Raw genomic sequence first — 18,944 nt, forward strand, 5'->3', positions numbered from 1 at the left:
AATCTTCATAAGCAAACTCACTGCCCATAAAAGGGCCAGATTTATTGCGCGACACAATACGGCGAACCCGAGTCGCCGCCGGCAGAAATAACCACTGTTCATCCGGCACCATGGTTTTGGTGTGCGTTAGAAAAGCAGAACCGCGAACATCACGAGGCTCATCAAAAATTGTCAAAGCCTTGTCGCCATCATCCGGCATTTCCAGCGTTAGCGTACGCATCTCCCTTCTGCTTTCGCGGCCACGGGCATCACGCAATACCATCGTCATGCTGGCTTCAGTGTCTCCCCAGCCAGTATCTCGCACTTTACGCTCGGTCGAAATCCGCAGCCCTTCCTCTGCTGCAGTCTGCTCCTCTGCCCAGGCCGTTGTCACCAGCAGACCGATACAGAGACTAAACAGAAGTTTTTGCAGATAATGTCTCATTGTTTTTTCCTTTGTTGTCAAAACGCAGCAACAATGCTGGTAACACCAGCAAATCAATAATCAGTGCCAGCAAAATAATCAGGCCGGTTAACAAGCCCATATCCGAGTTTAGCCGGAAGCCCGACATCGCCAAAACCGCAAAACCCGCCACCAGCACCACAGTGGTCACAAAAAGCGCCCGGCCTACGCTATGAAAAGCATAGCGCACCGCGCCTTCGGTATCCTGGCCCTCACGCAAGCCGCGTTGGTATTTGCTGAGAAAGTGCACGGTATCATCCACAATAATCCCCAGGCTGATACTGGCCACCACCGATAAACCCAAGTTGATCTCACCGGAATACAGTGCCCAAATACCAAAGCCAACCAAAGCCGGCATAATATTTGGCAGCAAGCTAAACATACCTAGCCGCCAAGAGCGCAGACTGATCACCAGCAAAGCCGAAATCAACACCAGAGCAAAGGGTAAGGTTTTGAGCATTGAAGCCATGTTTCGTTCCCCAATATGGGCAAACATTAAAGCCGTGCTGGCTGCTGAACTATCGTAATCCGGCATTTCAGTAGCCAGCCAGCTCAAGGCTCGCTGCTCAAAACCAGTCAGCTCTTTGCTGCCCAGGTTTTGCAAGGTTGCCGTGACCCGGGTGGCACTTTTATCCAGATTCAGCTGATTGTTCAGATCCAGCCCAAAGGGCAAGGACATCTCATACATTAATAAATACTGCGCAGCCAGATCCTGCTGCTCGGGCAAGCGGTAATAAGCCGGATCATCACCATGCATATTTTTATTCAGCCGCTTAAAGACATGAGTAATGCTGGCAACATGCGTGACTTCGGGTTGCTGATCGAGCCAATCAGCGAAGCGAGCCACTTTGGCCAAAAACTCCGGATCATTCACACCACTGGTTTGCCGGCTTTCAATGGCAAAATCCAGATTGGCTGTACCGGTCAGATTCTCTTCAATAAAGTCCAGTGACTGACGAAACTCAGTGCGTTTATCAAAGTACTTCACGGCCACATCATTGACCTGATTGGTCGCAGCAAAGGCGGCTAATCCAAACATCAGAATAATGCCCACCGGCAAAATCTTCCGGTGCTGCAATACCACAAAGTTAGCAAGCTTCTCAATGCCGTTAGCAGTATGGCTAACAGGCACCACCTTGGCAGGCAGCAAACGAAGCAAAGCAGGCAGTAAAGTCACGCTAAACAAACAGGCCAACATCACACCGACCGCCGTCATATTGCCAAGATCACGCAATATCGGTACTTCGGAAAAGTTTAGGGTTAAGAAACCAATGGAGGTGGTGATACTGGTGATAAAAATAGGCATCACATTGCGTGTCATGCTGTAATGAATGGCCTCCTCTTTACTTTTGCCCTGACGCAGCGCGTACTGCATCGAAGCAATCACATGCACACAATCAGCCACTGCCAATGTCATGACGATGGTCGGTACATTGACGGTAGCGGTGCTTAAGAAAATCCCCAGCCAGCCTGCAATTCCCAAGGTGCTAAAGATAGTCACCAGAATAATAATCACCGTCGCCATGGCTGCGGCAAAAGAACGCAGCAACAATAGCAGCATCAGCACTATCACCAGAAACATCAAAGGAACCAACGTAGTAGCATCCTTCTCCGCTTCACTGGCAAAGGCATAGTTCAGCGCCAGAATACCAGCATGGTAAAAGTCTACCCCCGGATACTCGGCAGCAAATTGCGCACTAAGCGCCAACACATACTCGTAAGCATCCACTACCTCCTGATTCTGGTCGACTTCAGGCAGCTGCACAATCACATTGATAGCAGCAACCTTGCCATCCGTAGATACCAGACTGCGGTAAAGCGCCGGCTCGCTCATTGCCACCTGCCGAATGGCGGCAAGCTTATCCGCATTGAGCATAGCTGGCTGCAACAGTAAGTCTTCTACCAGCAAATCGTCATCAACCGCTTCGGTATGCTGAAAGTTGGTGATGGAATCAACCCGGCTGGAGTAAGGTGTTTGCCAGGCTGCGTCGGTATAACGCCAAATCAGTTCCAACACTTCCTCAGTAAAGACATCGCCTTGTTTGGGCGCAATCGCTATCAGAATGTTATCGCTCTTGTTGAACTCATCCTGCATTTGCTCAAACGCCAGCATCTGCGGATTATCCGGTGAAAAGAAAATCCGATAATCCCCCCGGAAATACAACTGACTCATACCCGCCGACATCACCAAAATAGCCAGCAAGGCCCAGCTGATGGTCAGCCAGGGATGTCGCAGCGCACTGTTTAGCCAGAATTGCTGCATGCAGCCTCCGTAAATACATGATTCAAAACGAGCAAGGACTAAGTGTAGCGTATTCGTTATCGGAATGCCTGCGTGATTCATGAGCATTCGCACGAACAAATCAAATTTTAATCAATTAATTTGCATTTTATAAACCTAATGATCAATACTAATCAAAATGTGATTTCATTCGTCGGTAATTGTGGAGACAGGATGTCATTAGCCATTGTTTTTAGCAGGGCGCGCCATGGATTGGCCGCCCCCCTTGTTACCGTAGAAGTTCATATTGCCAATGGCCTGCCTGCTTTTCATCTGGTTGGCCTACCGGAAGCATCGGTAAAAGAATCCAGAGACAGAGTACGCAGTGCTCTGATTAACAGCGGTTTTGCCTTTCCCGATCGAAAAATCACCGTCAACCTGGCACCGGCGGACTTACCAAAAGAAGGTGGCCGCTTCGACCTGCCCATTGCGCTGGGGATTATCGTCGCCAGTGGTCAGCTGGCAGAAAAGAGCATTGAAGGCTATGAGTTTGTCGGCGAGCTGGCCTTATCGGGTGAGATTCGCGCCATTGTTGGCGAAATCCCTGTAGCCATGGCCTGCCGTGATGCTGGCCGGGCTACCTTGATGCCCATGATCAACGCCGAGCAAGCCCAGCAAGTACCGAAAGCCCGCATCTTTGGTGCCACTCACCTGCTGCAGGTCCATAGTTTTTTGCAATCGGGGCAGGCGCTGCCAGCCATACCGGCATTAAAACCTGAAATCACCAGACAATGGCCCGATCTGGCTGATGTCAAAGGCCAGACGGCGGCTAAACGGGCGTTGGAAATCGCCGCTGCCGGCGAGCACAACCTGCTGATGCTAGGGCCAGCCGGTACCGGAAAGTCCATGCTAGCCCAGCGTTTACCGGCCATTTTGCCAGAGCTGACGGAAGAAGAAGCGCTACAAACTGCTGCTCTGTATTCGATCGCGGGTATGCCCCGCTCCATGACAGACTGGCAACAACGGCCTTTTCGGCAACCCCACCATACCAGCTCAGCCGTCGCCTTGGTTGGTGGTGGCCCAGTACCTAAACCTGGTGAAATTTCGTTGGCCCATCATGGGGTGCTATTCCTTGACGAGTTGCCTGAGTTCCCGAGAAAAGTATTAGATGTGCTCAGGGAGCCTCTGGAAACAGGTTGGATCCATATTTCCCGGGCAGCGCGCCAGGCCGAGTTTCCGGCACAGTTTCAACTGATCGCAGCACTGAACCCCAGCCCTACCGGGCACCACGACGATGGCCGCGCCAGCCCGGAGCAAGTTATGCGCTACTTAAACCGTATCTCCGGGCCTTTTTTGGATCGCATCGAACTGCAGATTGATGTGCCCTTGCTACCAAAAGGCCTGCTAAGCCAACAAAATATGAGCGCTGAACCTAGCTCCCAGGTTCGGCAACGGGTACTGGCAGCCAGGGCTATTCAGCTGGCCCGACAGGGCAAAGCCAATGCCCGCTTATCGGCGGCCGAAATCAATCAGCACTGCCCTTTGAGCACTCAGGATGCCGCTTTTCTGGAAGATACCATTCATCATCTGAAGCTATCGGCACGCAGTTACCATAAACTGATCAAGGTGGCGCGCACCATTGCTGACTTGCAGGAGCTACCGCATATTCGCAAAGAACATTTAATGGAAGCGCTGAGCTACCGCGCCTTAGAACGGCTGCTCAGCTATTTAAAAAGCTGACACAGAGAAACCAATTTATTGATTTTTTATGAAGCCTAATTTACCATTGTTAATTAAGCGCATTAAACGTTATTCCCGAGAGTTCTTACTATGTCAAAATATTTTGAGCCTATCACAGCGGTGTTCGGTATCTTTATGGATAAACGAAAAGCTGAAGCCACTTACAAAAATCTTTACCCATCTCTACAAGTAATTGTTAACTTGAAAGGTCGACACTCCCCCACAGCAAGGGGACTCTTAGAAGTGTTTGCCAGCCTACCTGCTTCAGGTGCTAAAAGCCGTAACTTCCGGAAAAGATATATTGATAACCCTAATGGATGGAAGGAACTTCCAAGTGATCCTGCACGCATACCGTTTGGGTTCTGGCATTAATGAAAATCAAAAAAATACACAGTGGCTGGAAAATCTTTTTTTGGTTCACAATAGCCTACCTAATACTGACGGTCAGTACCTTGGTAACTGCTTTTACTACCTTCGACCAGCATTCAACTGTGGACTGGATTGAATACTTATTGTTGCTATCTATGGCATCTTTGAGCTGCATTGCTTGCTATGGTTATATTAAAAGGAAGCGTTTTTTCCATAAGTGGCTCTGGTATTGCCTACTCCTCGCCCTCATTCCATGGTTTGCTTCATCCTTTTATACAACCATTCAAGAGGCTACAGAGCCCCTATTTGTAACACTTGCTACATTAAGTATTGGCACGCTCTATTTCAGCGCTCAATTATTATTGCTTTGGAAATATAGCAGAACCTGGCAGAATAACGAGCCAAACTAATAAGGTAATTTGCGCATTACATCAGAACAAAGAGCTGCAAAGTGATGGCGCCTGGTTGTTTGGCGGTACTTTATTTCATCTGCCCGCCAACCTTTACCGGCCCATCTGGTGCAACGCTTGCGATTTTATTGGCCATGGCATTGGAAACTAAGCTTATGCGCATTCTCACTCACTGTTGTGCCTGGAGTCTACTATTTACGCTTAGCAGTTGTAGCGAGGTATTTGCTGATTTCGAACGTATACAGCTAGGCAACCAGCAGTACTGCATTCCCAAAGAATACAGACCCTACCAATACGGCCGAACCAGCCGCGTGTTTTCATTCGCTGGAGCCGATACCGATAACCGTCCTGCTTCTTTGATTGTGCAATTTCAGGGGCCGTAGGTGCAACCCCACATCCCGGAGTACACGGCAGCCCTTGGGGAGCAGGACTTTTTGCTATCTGCCACCATCCGCCGTCCCGGGGCGGAACAAGCAAAAAGCTTTCTTACACAGGGTGCCTACAGTTCCGGCTTAACCTTGCGGGACGACTACCAATTTGTGGAGTACGATACCAAACTGGGTTACTACAAAGTCAGCCAGCTACCCTTTCCGGATACGCCATTTTGGCACCTCTACAAAATGAAGCCTGCCGTTGCTCAGACTGTGCCTGAGTTGCTGAATGATTATTTTCTGGGAGCTTGCTCCATATCAACCATTTACCAGACCGTTTGCAACATTGATATCCAGCGCCATGACTATCTGATACAGATTCGGACCCCTGAGCCGAATATTCTGTTGCAACAGCAACTGGCGACCTTTGTCTATAACAAACTGCAGCAATGGCAGGGTAATTGTCCGAACAATTAAGGAGACTTGGTAATTTTCTGCCACCTTATGGCCGAGATTTTATGGTAGACAGCACTCCGCTACCACTCTTAGGGTGATAGCGGAGTTATCTGGAAGTTATAGCTGTTTCCACTTCAGCGACTGGCCAGCATGAAACGGCACTATGGTGTCGCCATTGGTTAGTGCCAGCTCTTCCGGTACCAGCCAATCCTGGCGTTGCAACACGATGCTACCTGTATTGCGAGGTAAGCCATAAAAATCGGGGCCATAATGGCTGGCAAACCCTTCCAGCTTATCCAGGCAACCGAGATCATCAAACACTTCGGCATAGAGCTCAATGGCGCAAGGTGCACTGTAACAACCAGCACAACCACAACTGGACTCTTTGCGGTGCTTCACATGGGGTGCTGAATCGGTTCCCAGAAAAAATTTGGCCGAACCCGAAGCGACCGCAGCGCGCAGTGCCTGCTGATGGGTACTGCGTTTAAGTACCGGCAAACAATAATTGTGTGGCCGGATGCCGCCAACCAACAAATCATTGCGGTTCAGCATTAAATGCTGTGGCGTGATGGTAGCTGCGACATTGGCCGGAGCCTCCTGTACAAATTGGGCCGCATCAGCGGTGGTGATATGCTCAAACACCACTTTAAGCTCTGGCAGGCGCGCCACAATGTGCTGCAGATAACGATCGATAAAGACTTTTTCCCGGTCAAAAATATCAATATCCGCATTGGTCACTTCGCCATGCACCAACAGCAACATACCTTCTTTTGCCATGGCTTCAAACACTGGGTACAGGCTATCCAAAGCACTGACTGCATCATTGGAATTGGTGGTGGCCCCTGCCGGGTATAACTTGGCTGCGATCACTCCCGCCGCCTTGGCAGCTGCTATGTCCTGGGCCGAGGTTTTATCGGTCAGAAATAACGTCATCAGCGGCTCAAAATTACTGCCGGACGGACGCGCTGCCAGAATGCGTTGCCGATAAGCCACAGCCAGCTCAGCGGTGGTAACCGGTGGTACCAAATTCGGCATGACAATGGCGCGGTGAAAGCTACGGGCCGTGGCCGGCACGGTATCTTTAAGCAGGTCACCATCGCGAAAATGCAGATGCCAGTCGTCCGGGGTTTGCAAAGTGAGTTGATGCATAGGGAAAGTCCAGTTACCAGGAAAGTAGCTTATGATAGCAATAGTGTACCAAAGCAGCGATTCACTGTCCTTAGCTTGCGAAAAATTCCATCCTGTCGGATAGTGAGTACAGAAAGTCGCCCGTTGCTTCAATAACTAAGGCTTGCTTGTGGAACTAGCACAACTTTTAATCTTTGCCGTTTTGGCCATTACCGTAGTGCTCTTCTTATCAGGCCGCTGGCGGCATGACATGATTGCTCTGGCCAGCCTGCTGGCTTGTGTACTGCTTGGCCTGGTACCAACCGATGAAGCCTTTAATGGTTTTGGCCACCCGGCTGTGATTACCGTAGCTTGTGTGCTGGTGCTTAGCCAGGCGTTACAAGCCACTGGTGCCGTTGATGTATTAGCGATGAAGGTTCTGCCAAAACAAGCTGGTCCCACCCTCACCATCACAGCGCTCACTGCTTTGGCTGCCATTTTATCTGCCTTTATGAACAATGTTGGCGCCCTTGCTCTGTTGATGCCCATTGCCATTCAGGTAGCGGCACGCATCCAGGTGGCCCCTGGTCAGGTCCTGATGCCGGTGGCTTTTGGCTCCATTTTAGGCGGCATGACGACGCTGATTGGCACTCCATCAAATTTGATTGTCTCTGGTTTTCGTGCCGAAACAGCAGAGCGTGGTTTTGCGATGTTTGATTACAGCCCGGTCGGCGTAGTTGTGGCTCTGGTTGGGGTGATTTTTGTTGCTCTGATTGGCTGGCGGCTGGTACCTGTGCGCAACAGGGCGGATGTCAGCAGCTTTGAAACCGGCAAATACCTCACCGAAATCCGCATTACCAAAGAGAGCAAGCTGGTTGATATTCCATTGCGTGAGCTGGAAAAAAAACTGGAAGAACTCGATGCTCAGGTGGTTGGCATTGTAAGAAATAATTACCGGGCACCATCACCGCCAGGTTATTACCGGTTGGTCGATCAAGATGTACTCATCATTGAAGCTGAGCCTGAAAGCCTTGGCTCCCTGCTATCCAATCTAGGATTGTCACTCGAAGAAAGTCCTGCCAATCAAAAAGACGCCAAAAAAGACGATGAAAACAAAAAAGATACAGAGGCCGCGACAACCAGTAAAGAAAAAACCAAGTCAGAAGACAATGGTGAGCTGCATTTACTCGAGCTAGCCGTGCTGCCCAACTCGGATCTGATTGGTCGAACCGCAGCTACCCTGAATTTGCGGCGGCGCTTCAATATCCATTTACTCGCCCTATCGCGTCAGGGACAGCGTTCATACAAACGAGTGCGAAGGACCACCTTGCAGGCGGGTGATGTATTACTGCTTCAAGGACAAGAAGAAGCGCTCACTGTGTTTGCGGCTGATTTTGGTTGTGTGCCCTTAGCAGAACGCCAGATCCGGGTACCGGAAAAACGCAACACCCTTTTTGCCAGCCTGATCATGCTTGGTGCTATTTGTGGCGCGGCCTTTGGCTTGCTGCCGGCGGCTATCTCCTTTGCGGCAGGTATGTTGGCTATTATGGCGTTAAAAGTGATGCCGCTTCGAAAAGTCTACACAGCGATCGACTGGCCGGTGATAGTGCTGCTTGCCTGCCTTATCCCGGTTGCGGGGGCTATGGCCACCACAGGCGCAGCCGATATGCTGGCAAGAAACATGTTGTACTATCTGGCAGGGGAGAATGCTATTCTGGCGCTAGCGTTGATTCTGGTGCTCACCATGACGTTGTCGGACTTTATGAACAATGCTGCCACGGCAGCCATGATGTGTCCGATTGCAATCAGTGTTGCCAATCAACTGGACGTTCAGTCGGACCCCTTTCTGATGGCTGTTGCTATTGGCGCTTCCTGTGCATTTTTAACGCCTATTGGCCACCAAAACAACACCTTGATCCTGGGTCCTGGCGGTTTTCGGTTTGGTGATTATTGGCGGCTCGGCTTACCAATGGAGCTGGTCGTTATTGCCGTGGCGATCCCGGCGTTGCTGTTGTTCTGGCCACTTTAACGGGACATCTTCATCGTGCGCTAGGCGCAACAGGCCGTTTAAGCATATACTGAAGCAAATACTACCATAGCAGTCACAGGGCGTTTCATGAAAAAAAGTAAAATCGTAGCCACCGAAGATATTCTGCTGACCTTGTGTCAATCGGTTACTGGCGTACTGGCAGCGGCAGGCAACCGCGAAGTCAATTACTCACCCATGGTGCAAAAAATCCAGAAAACCTGCCTGCGTCCTGATTTGGGATGCTTTGTGTTATTTGATGGCGGTTTTTCTGGTTTGGTGGTGATTAACTTTACCTCTCAAGCCGCGATGGAAATCTACCGCAAGTACATGATGAGCATGGGCATGCCTGAGTCTGAGCTGGCGCAGTTCCATACCTCGGACGAAGTCGGTAATGTGATGGGCGAGCTGATGAACCAAATCGTCGGTGATTTTACCAACAAGGTACGTCTTGATTTGCAAACCTCGATCAATCAAAGCCAACCCAAAATGATGGCCATCAACAAGCAGGTACAAATTCTCATCAATACTCAGCTTGATCAGCCTCAGGCAAGACGGGTGACGTTCAGTACCCCCGAGCACAATATTTTCTACCTGGAACTGGCGATGGATAAAACCGAGTTTATCCAGCTGCATGAGTTTGAAAAAGCAGTACAGGAAAACCCGGACGACATCCTGGAAAATGCCAAGCAAGGCAGTTACGAAGTAGCTGATCAGGTCAGTCCGGATGTTGATGATGACTTCCTGCGCGATCTAGGCCTTTAACACCAGACTAAACCGCGCTCCGCCCAGCGGGCTCTGGCCAATGGCCAGCCGCCCCTGGTGCCACTCCATAATACGGCTCACAATGGCCAAACCAAGGCCAAAGCCACCAGTGCCCGCTCGCCTGGGCTCATCCAGCCGCTGAAATGGCTTGGTGATTTCTTGCTGTAAGGCATCTGGTACCCCAGGGCCATCGTCATCGACATGCAACCAAAGTTGGCCCGGTTTCAGCTCCACTGTGACCAAGATGCGGCTTCGGGCAAAGCCTTTGGCATTTTGCAATAAATTGACCAGAGCCCGTTCCAGATAATGGCCATCTGCCCGGCAACAGCAAGGCTGAGGTACCGCCAATTCAATAGCTGGCCCGGGCAAGAGCGCTAACTGCTCCTGCAGGCTCTGCAGTAACTCCGTCAAGTCCACCGGCACCGGTCGTAATTGTGGCATGGCCACTTCCAGTCGGGCATAATCCAGCATTTCATCCACCAGCCGCTGCAGCACCAGTACATCCTGCTGCATCAGCTGCCGCTCCTTGTCACTAAGTTGGCTGGCCATTTCCAGCGCAAAACTTAAACGTGCCAAGGGCGTACGCAGCTCATGCGACACCGCATGGGTCATTTCCTTTTGCAGCGACAATAAGCGCTGAATTTGTGCCTGCATTTGCTGCATACTATCGGCAATGGGTGCAAGCATCGAATAACTTGGCAAGCTGACTTGAGATGGCTTACCTCGTCCAACCACACTAAGATCACGCTGCAGCTGACGAATATCCCGTGCCAGAGGCCAAAGCCATAACGCAACTGCAATCCCTAAGAGCACAAAGAACAACAGTGTCAACCACAGTCGGAGCGGTGAAGGGCTTTCCAGCTGCACAGGCCCAAACTGCCAAAGCTGATCCTGTTGTCTGGCAAACAAGTACAATTCGTTCTGCTGACCAAACAGTGGGATCACCTCGCCCTGTTCCAGCGCCTGCCATTCTGCAGCCGGAAATGATACCCCATCCAATGGCAGTGCTTGCGCAGGCAAAGCCAGTAGAACTGGCATCTCACCAACAGGCTGCTGCATCACAAGTTCAATTTGCTGCTGCCACAGGCCTACCGAGGGAGGCAACTCCTCTTTGGACCAAAGCTGCCACAGCTGCTCAATGCTCCAGCCCAGCGCAATCAACAGCACCAACAAAAACAGATAAAACTGCAAGAACAGACGCTGCATCAGGCTGACCAGGCATCCGCAACGAACAAGTAGCCTTTACCCCAAACAGTTTTGATCCGAAATGGCGTTTCGGTATTGTCATTGAGTTTTTTGCGCAAATGCGACACCCTCACATCCACAGTGCGATCCAGCCCATCATAAGGCCGGCCAATCACTTGCTGATGAATTTCTTCCCGTCGCACAGTCTGGCCAGCGTGTGCCGCCAGCATCCAGAGCAAATCAAATTCATAACTGGTTAAATCAACCCGCTCACCTGCCAGAAAGGCCTCCCTGGCCCGGCGCTTTAATTGCAACTGACCAAAGCTTAGTTCATGCGTCTGTCCTGATTCAGTAGCTTGGCGTCGTCGCAACAAGGCATGGATGCGGGCCAGCAACACCCGCGGCTCAACCGGTTTTATCACGTAATCATCTGCACCGAGCTCTAAACCAAGCACTTGGTCGATATCACTTTGCCGTGCAGTTAGCATTAAAATGGGGCCAGCAAAGCTAGGCCGGATCTGCCGACAAACGCCAAAACCATCCAGCCCCGGCAGCATTAGATCGAGTATGATTAAGTCCGGCTTGAAACGCTGGCAGTGGGCCGCTACTTCATTGCCATGGCCTTGCACTTCCACCACAAAGCCATGCTGGCTCAAGTAGCTTTGCACCAGCTCCGCTAACCGCAGATCATCTTCTACCAACAATACTTTACTCATCAAAACACACTCCATGGCGCTACCAGTCGACGGCGCCGTTTCGGCTGACGACTTACAGTTTTCAGCATTTCATCCAGATACACCTTATCAGTATCACGTAATGTTAAACTGGCTTGCTCTGGCCAGATCAGATGAGAGCTCCACTGCCCCTGCTGCTGTTGCTGCCAGCAACTTAGCGCTTCATCTGCCAGATACAGACAAAGATCAACCGGCTCCGGACTGGACCACACCACCTTTAACTCTGCCTCACAGCGCTCCCCCTGTACACTAGCAATACACAACACCGGACTGGCCGACCAGCATAAATCAGTTTCACAAGGCTCAGCCGGCGTTGCTGCCAGCGGCAATAAAAGCATCCATGCTGTCTTAACGACTAATCCCATCATCAGAAAAACCGATAGCTCCAACCAAGAAACCAACGGTGTTGATAGGACTGTTGCACCAGTGGGCTCTGAGTCATAGCACTGTCCAGCCAACGATATCGATAAAATGCCATCAGACGCCAACCAGCACTAAGTGGCAATGACCATGAAAGCTCCAGCTCGGGCTGCAGACTGGCGGTTGGCTGATAACGAGGCAAATGCAAGGGTTCATCCTCGCCCAGGCCATAATAGCGCTGCATCAGGTTTTCACTTTTCCAGTACAACCCTGCACTAAGACGCCATAGCCCCCAGTCAGTCTGATAATGCCGCCCAGCCACTGCACTGAGTTCATGGCCATGGTGCTTCCCGCTAATATCCGTCCAGCCATTCAACCGCAGCGTCCAGTCATCAAACCAGGCATTTAGTTGCACTCCACCATCCCAGGCTGTGGGGCGCCGGTTTACCTCATTCACGGATACCTGCTGCTGCGCCGAGCGTGGCTCCATCGATACGGTCGGCATGCTGGAAAAAGTTTGTTCGAAGGAAGGAATTCGTGAGACATGCCAGCGGTAAAAGTAGCCCTTCTCCGGGTTAAGCCGACTGACAAGACTGACACTCCAATGTGGCGTCAAATCCAGACCAGCACCAAGGATACCATTGTCAAAAAACCCTACCTTGCCATAATAGCTAATATCTGGCAGCAGATAGAGCGGCATATTAGGAGCGTCGTATAAAGGGCTGGAGCTCTGGCCAATACCTACCGCCATGGCTAGACGCCAACTGGATTGCTCCACATAACCGTCATCAACAGCGCCACGACCACCAGCAATGGCCAGTGCTGGCATCAATACTAGAATAATAATGGCTTGCCACACTTTCATCACGCGTTGATCTCAAAGTTCTTCTTTGTGCAGTTTATCACCGCTTGCTGGCTGGCAGAATAGAGTTAACATTGTTTCACAATTTCATCCAGTAAGAGCCGGAAATCCGACTCTTGAATAAAAAATTCCTACCACTAATTTGATCAGTAATAAAAAATTGTATTAAACTGCGGATTAACCCCTGCATATGGAGACGGCTTGATGAAAAAACGTAGCTTTCTAAAACTTGGCATTGCTTCCGCCTTACTGCCTCTTATGAGCAGTGCCGGCATGGCCAGCAGTGCTGTCAACCCAAAGGGGAAACTATTGCCATTACCACTGAAACGTGGCGATACCATAGGGGTGGTCAGTCCCTCAGCTGCCATTGCTGGTAGGATGGAGGCGCAGTTTGCCGTGGAGTCGATGCAAGCACTCGGTTTTAAAGTCAAAACCGGGCCTCATTTCCAAAGCCGTCATGGCCACCTGGCAGGGCAGGACGCCGACCGCGCAGCCGATTTCAATGCCATGTTCGCTGATCCTGAGGTAAAAGCCGTTATCTGCTTGCGCGGTGGTTCAGGTGCTGCCCGTATTCTGCCGCTGATTGATTACGAACTGGTACGCCAAAACCCCAAAATCGTGCTGGGCTACTCCGACATTACCGCCATTCATAGTGCCTTGCACGCCAAAACCGGTCTTGTCACCTTTCATGGCCCCAATGGCAGCAGCCGTTGGCATGAGTTCAATGTGCAACAATTTGAACAGCTGTTTTTTCAGCGCGAGCTGGTCTCTTTTAAAAATGAACATCGACCGGAAGACGATATCATTGTGCGCAACAACCGCACCAACACCATTCGCGGTGGCAAAGCCCGTGGTGAGCTAATTGGTGGCAACCTGACGGTGTTAACCTCTCTGGCAGGAACGCCTTACTTACCGAGCTTTAAGAATAAAATTTTGTTTTTAGAAGACATCAATGAACCCCCCTACAAAATCGATCGAATGCTCAGCACTCTGCGTTTAAGTGGCGCGTTAGCGCAAATCAGTGGCTTTATCTTTGGGGATTGCGCCCGTTGTGAACCTGGTGGTGGCTGGGGCAGTCTTACCCTGGACGATATTCTGGACGATTACATCCTGCCGCTGAATATACCGGCCTACAACGGCGCTATGATTGGCCATATACCGCGACAGTTTATTGTTCCTGTAGGTGCGGCAGCCGAAATGGATGCCGATGCCGGCAGCTTCCGTTTGCTGGAACCGGTCTTCCAACGCCACTAGCCGTGCACTTCAGCATTTGAATCCCAACCTGCTTCCGACTATGATAGGAAGCAGGTGTCTGCAAAGGCCTTTTTAAGTCGTTGTCGCTCCAGTATCTTTCTTTGTCTGACTCGTTGCTGTGACACCACAGAAACGAGCTACAGTTGAGCGTAATCCATGAAAGAAAAAGCCACATCCTTTGATATTGCTTACCTGGCTGGTGTATCGCAATCCACGGTATCCCGAGCCTTGCGTAACAGTCCTCAGGTCAATAAAGAGACCAGGGATAAGGTGCATGCCATTGCCCGCCAGCTAAATTACAAAGTGGACAAAAATGCCAGTAATTTGCGCAAACAACGCAGCAGCACGCTCGCTTTGTTGTTGTTTGAAGACCCAACCACCGATGAATCCCTGATCAACCCATTTTTTTTATCCATGCTCGGCAGTATTACCAGAGCTTGTGCCCAGCGGGGTCAGGACTTACTGGTTTCTTTTCAGCAGCTAAGCGATGACTGGCACGCCGACTACGAAGATACCAAAAAAGCCGATGGCATTATTTTACTCGGTTATGGTGATTATGAAGATTACGAAGAAAAGCTGAACAAGCTGTTGGCGCAGGAAACCCATTTCGTTTGTTGGGGAGCCGATGTCGAGGGGCACCCCGATTTTACCATTCGCAGCAATAATCGCCAGGGCGGCCGGCTGGCTGGTGAACATTTATTGTCTTTGGGCCACCAGCGCTTTGCCTTTATAGGCAATGCCTCGGCCGGCAGTCCGGAATTTAATCAACGTTTTCTTGGTTTTTGTGATGCCTTGCAAGATGCTGGCATTGAGCGTGCGGCCATTTTGCAATACAACGCCATTTCCACCGAGCAAGCAGGTCAACTGGCGGTACAAAATCTGCTGGAAAGCGGCCAGCCGGTGGATGCCATCTTCTGCGCCAGCGATTTAATCGCTATCGGCGTGATGCAAGGTATTCAGCAGCAAGGGCTTCGCATCCCAGACAATATTGCCGTGATGGGCTTTGATGATATTCCGGTGGCATCTTACACCACGCCACCGCTTAGCACCATTCAACAGGATACCAGCCTGGCGGGTGAGATGCTGGTGGAAAACCTGCTTCGCCTGGTGAACAACCAACCGATCGAGACCAATCAGATTGAACCAAAAATTGTGATCCGCACTTCCTGCGGCACGGCATCAAAAGGATAAGATGATGAAAAAAATAACTGTATTGCTTAGCTCCAGCCTGCTGTTGCTGGCCTGTGGTGGAGCTCCATCCGCCGATAAGCTAGCCAAGGACCCTGAGCTACTGGCGAAGGTGATGCTGGAGTGCGCAGAGCTTCGATTGAAAGGAGAGAGCACCAATATTGCCAAGTGCAATAATGCCAAAAAAGCCCAGCAGCAACTGCTGGATGATGCGAAAAAAGAACTGGACAAACTACTCGGTAATTAGCATTTAAGAGCCAGGGCTGCGCCAGGCAGAGGCAGCCCTGGTATCTGCTTTGCTACCGCGACTGCAAAATCAACAAGCCATCGGTAGCCAACAAGCTACCATCCAAATCAAAGCCCCAACTCATGGCCAAGCCACTGTGTTCTGCCAAAACCGCGGCAATATCGACCATTTCACCGGCCAGATTCAGCACAAACACCGAGCGTTGCTCGCCCAGCTCACGCGTCACGGTCAAAATGCCTTGCAGCGGTGACTGCACCTGATAACTGCCTGCCAAACGCATTTCCGGCCGCTGCTTTTGCATGGCTATCAATAAACGGTGCAGTTGCCACAAGGAATCCGGCTGAGCGCGTTGCGCTGCTACCGTGCGATCGCCTGCCGCCAGTTGCTGAGCCAGAAAATCCGGCCACCAGGGGTCAAAGGCCTGGGTAAAGAGTTCGTTTTGCTGCACCCAGCTCAGCTCGGCCTGGGTAAAACCCGCCTGGTGACTTTGATCCCACAGCATCGGCGCCCGCTTATACACATCGTGGCCGCTTTGTTGCTGCGTCATGCCAATTTCTTCACCGTAGTAAATGTACTTAGTCCCTGGCGAGCTAAATAATAAGGCCGCCGCTTGTTTGGCTTTGGCCTGGTTTTCCTGTAGCTGGAAGCCGACCCTGTCCTGATCATGGTTGGTTAAAAACGGCGTAAAGAAGGCCAGCGGTGCGCCCGACTCCAACCGGCGCTGCACATTCTGCGCCAACGGATGCAGTTCGCCGTCTGCAACCTGACCTGACTGCTGGCTCATGGTGCCAAACTGAGCTTCGGTAGCCAGTCCTTGCTGCAACATATCCAGCACAATGTAGCCAAATTCAAAGTCAAAACCCTGATCCAGTCCTTTGCCATCACCCCAGTACTTAGCCGCAACCGGGATATCGACCCAGGCTTCACCCACTAAGTAAGCCTCTGGATTGACGCTTTTTACAAAGGCATTAAAATCTTTCCAGTAATCGATGGTCTCTGGCAGGTCGGCCTGGCCTTGTGGGCCGCGCTCAATGACAAAACGCACCGCATCCAGCCGGAAGCCATCGACGCCCTTATCCAGCCAGAATTTGGCCATCCGTTTCATTTCTTCAATCACATCCGGATGCTCCAGATTCAGATCCGGCTGGGTCGCACCAAAGGCTGCGTAATAATACTCACCCCGGGTCTCATCAAAATGCCAGACCGCTTCCGGCAGATCGTTATCGGACCAGGCATGGCCCCAGCCTTTACCGCTCGCGGGCAACTCCTCCCGCCAGATAAAGTAGTCGCTGTAAGGCTCGACACGCTCGGCTGAGCGCTGAAACCACTGGTGCTCACGGGAAATATGATTGATTACCAGATCCAGAATTACCCGGATGCCACGGGCTTCGGCTTCGTTTAAAAAGCGCTCAAAGTCGGCCATGCTGCCATAATCGGATTCCACCTGGTAAAACTCGGTAAAGTCATAACCATGGTAGGACGGTGCTTCGAACATCGGCGTCAGCCAGATGGCATCAATACCAAGCTCGGATAAATAAGGCAGCTTGGCCGTCATGCCATTAAAATCACCATGGCCATCGCCGGTGGTGTCGTAAAAACTGCGCGGCCAGATTTGGTAGAAGACCGCATCATCCCACCAAGGCGCTTCGGTCTGCTCGGCAGGCACAGCTGCAGGGGTTTGATAGGCCGACTCGGTCGCTGGCTGGCAGGCGCTAACAACTGTCAGAGCACCCACCAGGCCGGCCGTCAGGGCGACTACCTTAGCAGTGGAAAAAAACCAGGATTTCAGTTGCATCACTTATCCTTTTACTGTTTTGCTGGTTCGAACAAAAAGCACATAAACAGCAGCGATCAGGTAGCTGACGCCGCCCAGTGCCAGGGCATAGATGGCTTCGCCGCCGAAGAAATACTTCAGCATGCTGCCAAGAATGGCCGCGGCCAGCAGCTGCGGCAATACGATAAAGATATTAAAGATGCCCATGTAAATGCCCATCTTATGCGCCGGCAGGCTGTTCGACAGCATGGCGTAGGGCAAGGACAAAATAGAAGCCCAGGCTATGCCGATGCCTATCATTGGCAGCCACAGCAAGGCTGGGTCCTGGATCCAGAAGAAGGAGAACAGACCAAGCGCACCACAAACCAGATTGATACTATGAGTGCGCTGGGTGCTAATGCGTCGTGCCAGCCAGGGGATAATCAGCGCAGCAAGCGCCGCAAAGCCGTTGTAGACCGCGAACAAAACACCGACCCAATCAGCCCCGGTGTTGTAGGCCAGCGAGGTCGTATCGCTGGTGCCGTAATGGTGGCTGGTCACCGCTGCGGTGGTGTAGATCCACATGGCAAAAAGTGGGAACCAAGAGAAAAACTGCACCACAGCCAGCTGTTTCATGGTGCCGGGCATGGCGTAGAGATCATCGATGATTTGCACCAGCATATTGCGGTTTTGCTGCTGCTTAAACCAGCTGGTTAGCCACTGCAGCACACCAAAAGAGGCAATCAGCGCGCCAAGCAGATACAGGTTCTGGTCCAATTGCTGAAAATAAACAAAGGCCCACAGCAAGACGCCAATCACCACCGCAGCCGCACCACTGGCCCAGTAGTTGTCGCGCACTTTCACCACTTCCACCTCTACCGGATTGGCTTGCTGCTCAGCCGCTTCAAAAGCGGCCAGCTGATCCGGGCTGTATTCTTTGCTGCGTAAAATAGTCCAACCCACCGCCAGGAACAGCACCACACCACCGGCATAGAAGGAGTAGACGACGGAATCCGGGATCATGCCTTCCGGCGCGATATTAGATACACCAAACCAGTTGGTCATCATCCAGGGCAAAGCGGATGCGACCACGGCACCCACACCGATAAAGAAGCTTTGCATGGCAAAACCAAGCGGCCGCTGCTTTTTATTCAGGTTATCGCCAACAAAAGCGCGGAATGGCTCCATGGTAACGTTAATAGCGGCATCCAAAATCCACAGCATCATGGCCGCAACCCACAAATGCGGTGAGTTCGGCATAAAGACCAAGGCCAGGGTGGTAGCAATGGCGCCATAAAGGAAGAAGGGCCGGCGCCGACCTAACCTGGTCCAGGTTTTATCGCTAAAATGGCCGACGATGGGCTGCACCAACAAGCCGGTTAGCGGTGCTGCCACCCAGAGGATGGCGATTTGGTCCATCTCGGCACCCAGTGTCTGGAAAATCCGGCTGACAT

General features: G+C 51.4%; 17 protein-coding genes. 8 read left to right on the top strand and 9 right to left on the bottom strand.

Annotated features, from left to right (window positions below; translation table 11 throughout):
* Together JJU14_RS13855 and JJU14_RS13860 are read right to left on the bottom strand one after the other, a co-directional pair.
* Positions 1-424, bottom strand: a 424-nt coding sequence (locus tag JJU14_RS13855) for an outer membrane lipoprotein-sorting protein (RefSeq protein ID WP_228614283.1), incomplete at its 3' end; no start/stop codon positions are given.
* Positions 393-2,705 (bottom strand): MMPL family transporter, encoded by a 2,313-nt coding sequence (locus JJU14_RS13860; protein WP_228614284.1) that lies wholly within the window; start codon positions 2,703-2,705, stop codon positions 393-395. The genes JJU14_RS13855 and JJU14_RS13860, both read right to left, overlap by 32 nt.
* 192 nt (positions 2,706-2,897) lie before the next feature.
* On the opposite strand from JJU14_RS13860, the gene JJU14_RS13865 reads away from it, so the two are divergent.
* The 3 genes from JJU14_RS13865 to JJU14_RS13875 all read left to right on the top strand — a co-directional run bounded on the left by JJU14_RS13865 (position 2,898) and on the right by JJU14_RS13875 (position 6,030).
* Positions 2,898-4,403 (top strand): YifB family Mg chelatase-like AAA ATPase, encoded by a 1,506-nt coding sequence (locus JJU14_RS13865; protein ID WP_228614285.1) that lies wholly within the window; start codon positions 2,898-2,900, stop codon positions 4,401-4,403.
* 90 nt (positions 4,404-4,493) lie between these two features.
* The gene (locus JJU14_RS13870) at positions 4,494-4,775 is read left to right on the top strand and encodes a hypothetical protein (RefSeq protein ID WP_228614286.1); all 282 of its coding nucleotides are present in this window, start codon (positions 4,494-4,496) and stop codon (positions 4,773-4,775) included.
* A gap of 790 nt (positions 4,776-5,565) precedes the next feature.
* The gene (locus JJU14_RS13875; protein WP_228614287.1) at positions 5,566-6,030 is read left to right on the top strand and encodes a hypothetical protein; all 465 of its coding nucleotides are present in this window, start codon (positions 5,566-5,568) and stop codon (positions 6,028-6,030) included.
* Positions 6,031-6,126: 96 nt separating this feature from the next.
* On the opposite strand, the gene pyrC is transcribed toward JJU14_RS13875, so the two are convergent.
* Positions 6,127-7,158 carry a dihydroorotase gene (gene pyrC / locus JJU14_RS13880; RefSeq protein ID WP_228614288.1) on the bottom strand — a complete coding sequence of 344 codons (1,032 nt, stop codon included), beginning with the start codon at positions 7,156-7,158 and terminating at the stop codon, positions 6,127-6,129.
* Positions 7,159-7,306: 148 nt separating this feature from the next.
* On the opposite strand from pyrC, the gene JJU14_RS13885 reads away from it, so the two are divergent.
* Positions 7,307-9,145 (top strand): SLC13 family permease, encoded by a 1,839-nt coding sequence (locus tag JJU14_RS13885; RefSeq protein ID WP_228614289.1) that lies wholly within the window; start codon positions 7,307-7,309, stop codon positions 9,143-9,145.
* Between the two features lie 87 nt (positions 9,146-9,232).
* Complete coding sequence (locus tag JJU14_RS13890) at positions 9,233-9,907, top strand: DUF3334 family protein (RefSeq protein WP_091343123.1); 675 nt, start codon at positions 9,233-9,235, stop codon at positions 9,905-9,907.
* On the opposite strand, the gene JJU14_RS13895 is transcribed toward JJU14_RS13890, so the two are convergent.
* The 4 genes from JJU14_RS13895 to JJU14_RS13910 are packed head-to-tail and all read right to left on the bottom strand — an operon-like array spanning position 9,896 to position 13,051.
* Positions 9,896-11,113 (bottom strand): ATP-binding protein, encoded by a 1,218-nt coding sequence (locus JJU14_RS13895; RefSeq protein ID WP_228614290.1) that lies wholly within the window; start codon positions 11,111-11,113, stop codon positions 9,896-9,898. The genes JJU14_RS13890 and JJU14_RS13895 overlap by 12 nt on opposite strands.
* Entirely contained in the window at positions 11,113-11,808 is a 696-nt protein-coding gene (locus JJU14_RS13900) for a winged helix-turn-helix domain-containing protein (protein WP_300976250.1), read from the bottom strand. The genes JJU14_RS13895 and JJU14_RS13900 overlap by 1 nt, the downstream gene beginning before the upstream one ends.
* The gene (locus JJU14_RS13905) at positions 11,808-12,194 is read right to left on the bottom strand and encodes a DUF3019 domain-containing protein (protein ID WP_228614292.1); all 387 of its coding nucleotides are present in this window, start codon (positions 12,192-12,194) and stop codon (positions 11,808-11,810) included. Before JJU14_RS13905 ends, JJU14_RS13900 begins: the two co-directional genes overlap by 1 nt.
* Positions 12,194-13,051, bottom strand: a complete 858-nt coding sequence (locus JJU14_RS13910) for a MipA/OmpV family protein (protein WP_228614293.1) — start codon at positions 13,049-13,051, stop codon at positions 12,194-12,196. Before JJU14_RS13910 ends, JJU14_RS13905 begins: the two co-directional genes overlap by 1 nt.
* Positions 13,052-13,252: 201 nt before the next feature.
* Between JJU14_RS13910 and JJU14_RS13915 the strand changes: the two genes are divergently transcribed.
* The 3 genes from JJU14_RS13915 (at position 13,253) to JJU14_RS13925 (ending at position 15,737) form a co-directional block, all read left to right on the top strand.
* Positions 13,253-14,302 (top strand): LD-carboxypeptidase, encoded by a 1,050-nt coding sequence (locus JJU14_RS13915; RefSeq protein ID WP_228614294.1) that lies wholly within the window; start codon positions 13,253-13,255, stop codon positions 14,300-14,302.
* Positions 14,303-14,458: 156 nt separating this feature from the next.
* A complete protein-coding gene (locus tag JJU14_RS13920) occupies positions 14,459-15,493 on the top strand; it encodes a LacI family DNA-binding transcriptional regulator (RefSeq protein WP_228614295.1) in 1,035 nt (344 codons plus the stop codon).
* A 4-nt stretch (positions 15,494-15,497) separates the two neighbouring features.
* The gene (locus tag JJU14_RS13925) at positions 15,498-15,737 is read left to right on the top strand and encodes an EexN family lipoprotein (protein WP_228614296.1); all 240 of its coding nucleotides are present in this window, start codon (positions 15,498-15,500) and stop codon (positions 15,735-15,737) included.
* Positions 15,738-15,789: 52 nt separating this feature from the next.
* Here JJU14_RS13925 and JJU14_RS13930 read toward each other — a convergent pair whose 3' ends face one another.
* Together JJU14_RS13930 and JJU14_RS13935 are read right to left on the bottom strand one after the other, a co-directional pair.
* Entirely contained in the window at positions 15,790-17,532 is a 1,743-nt protein-coding gene (locus tag JJU14_RS13930; RefSeq protein WP_228614297.1) for an alpha-amylase family glycosyl hydrolase, read from the bottom strand.
* Positions 17,533-17,535: 3 nt separating this feature from the next.
* On the bottom strand, positions 17,536-18,944 hold a 1,409-nt coding region (locus tag JJU14_RS13935), incomplete at its 5' end, for an MFS transporter (RefSeq protein ID WP_228614298.1).

Source organism: Alkalimonas sp. (assembly GCF_020831925.1).
Classification (GTDB): Bacteria; Pseudomonadota; Gammaproteobacteria; order Enterobacterales; family Alteromonadaceae; genus Alkalimonas.

Coding starts and splice junctions, on each gene's coding strand:
- JJU14_RS13860 (WP_228614284.1), bottom strand. CDS start 2,705: ATGCAGCAATTCTGGCTAAACAGTGCGCTGCGACATCCCTGGCTGACC.
- JJU14_RS13865 (WP_228614285.1), top strand. CDS start 2,898: ATGTCATTAGCCATTGTTTTTAGCAGGGCGCGCCATGGATTGGCCGCC.
- JJU14_RS13870 (WP_228614286.1), top strand. CDS start 4,494: ATGTCAAAATATTTTGAGCCTATCACAGCGGTGTTCGGTATCTTTATG.
- pyrC (WP_228614288.1), bottom strand. CDS start 7,158: ATGCATCAACTCACTTTGCAAACCCCGGACGACTGGCATCTGCATTTT.
- JJU14_RS13890 (WP_091343123.1), top strand. CDS start 9,233: ATGAAAAAAAGTAAAATCGTAGCCACCGAAGATATTCTGCTGACCTTG.
- JJU14_RS13895 (WP_228614290.1), bottom strand. CDS start 11,113: ATGCAGCGTCTGTTCTTGCAGTTTTATCTGTTTTTGTTGGTGCTGTTG.
- JJU14_RS13900 (WP_300976250.1), bottom strand. CDS start 11,808: ATGAGTAAAGTATTGTTGGTAGAAGATGATCTGCGGTTAGCGGAGCTG.
- JJU14_RS13905 (WP_228614292.1), bottom strand. CDS start 12,194: ATGATGGGATTAGTCGTTAAGACAGCATGGATGCTTTTATTGCCGCTG.
- JJU14_RS13910 (WP_228614293.1), bottom strand. CDS start 13,051: ATGAAAGTGTGGCAAGCCATTATTATTCTAGTATTGATGCCAGCACTG.
- JJU14_RS13915 (WP_228614294.1), top strand. CDS start 13,253: ATGAAAAAACGTAGCTTTCTAAAACTTGGCATTGCTTCCGCCTTACTG.
- JJU14_RS13920 (WP_228614295.1), top strand. CDS start 14,459: ATGAAAGAAAAAGCCACATCCTTTGATATTGCTTACCTGGCTGGTGTA.
- JJU14_RS13925 (WP_228614296.1), top strand. CDS start 15,498: ATGAAAAAAATAACTGTATTGCTTAGCTCCAGCCTGCTGTTGCTGGCC.
- JJU14_RS13930 (WP_228614297.1), bottom strand. CDS start 17,532: ATGCAACTGAAATCCTGGTTTTTTTCCACTGCTAAGGTAGTCGCCCTG.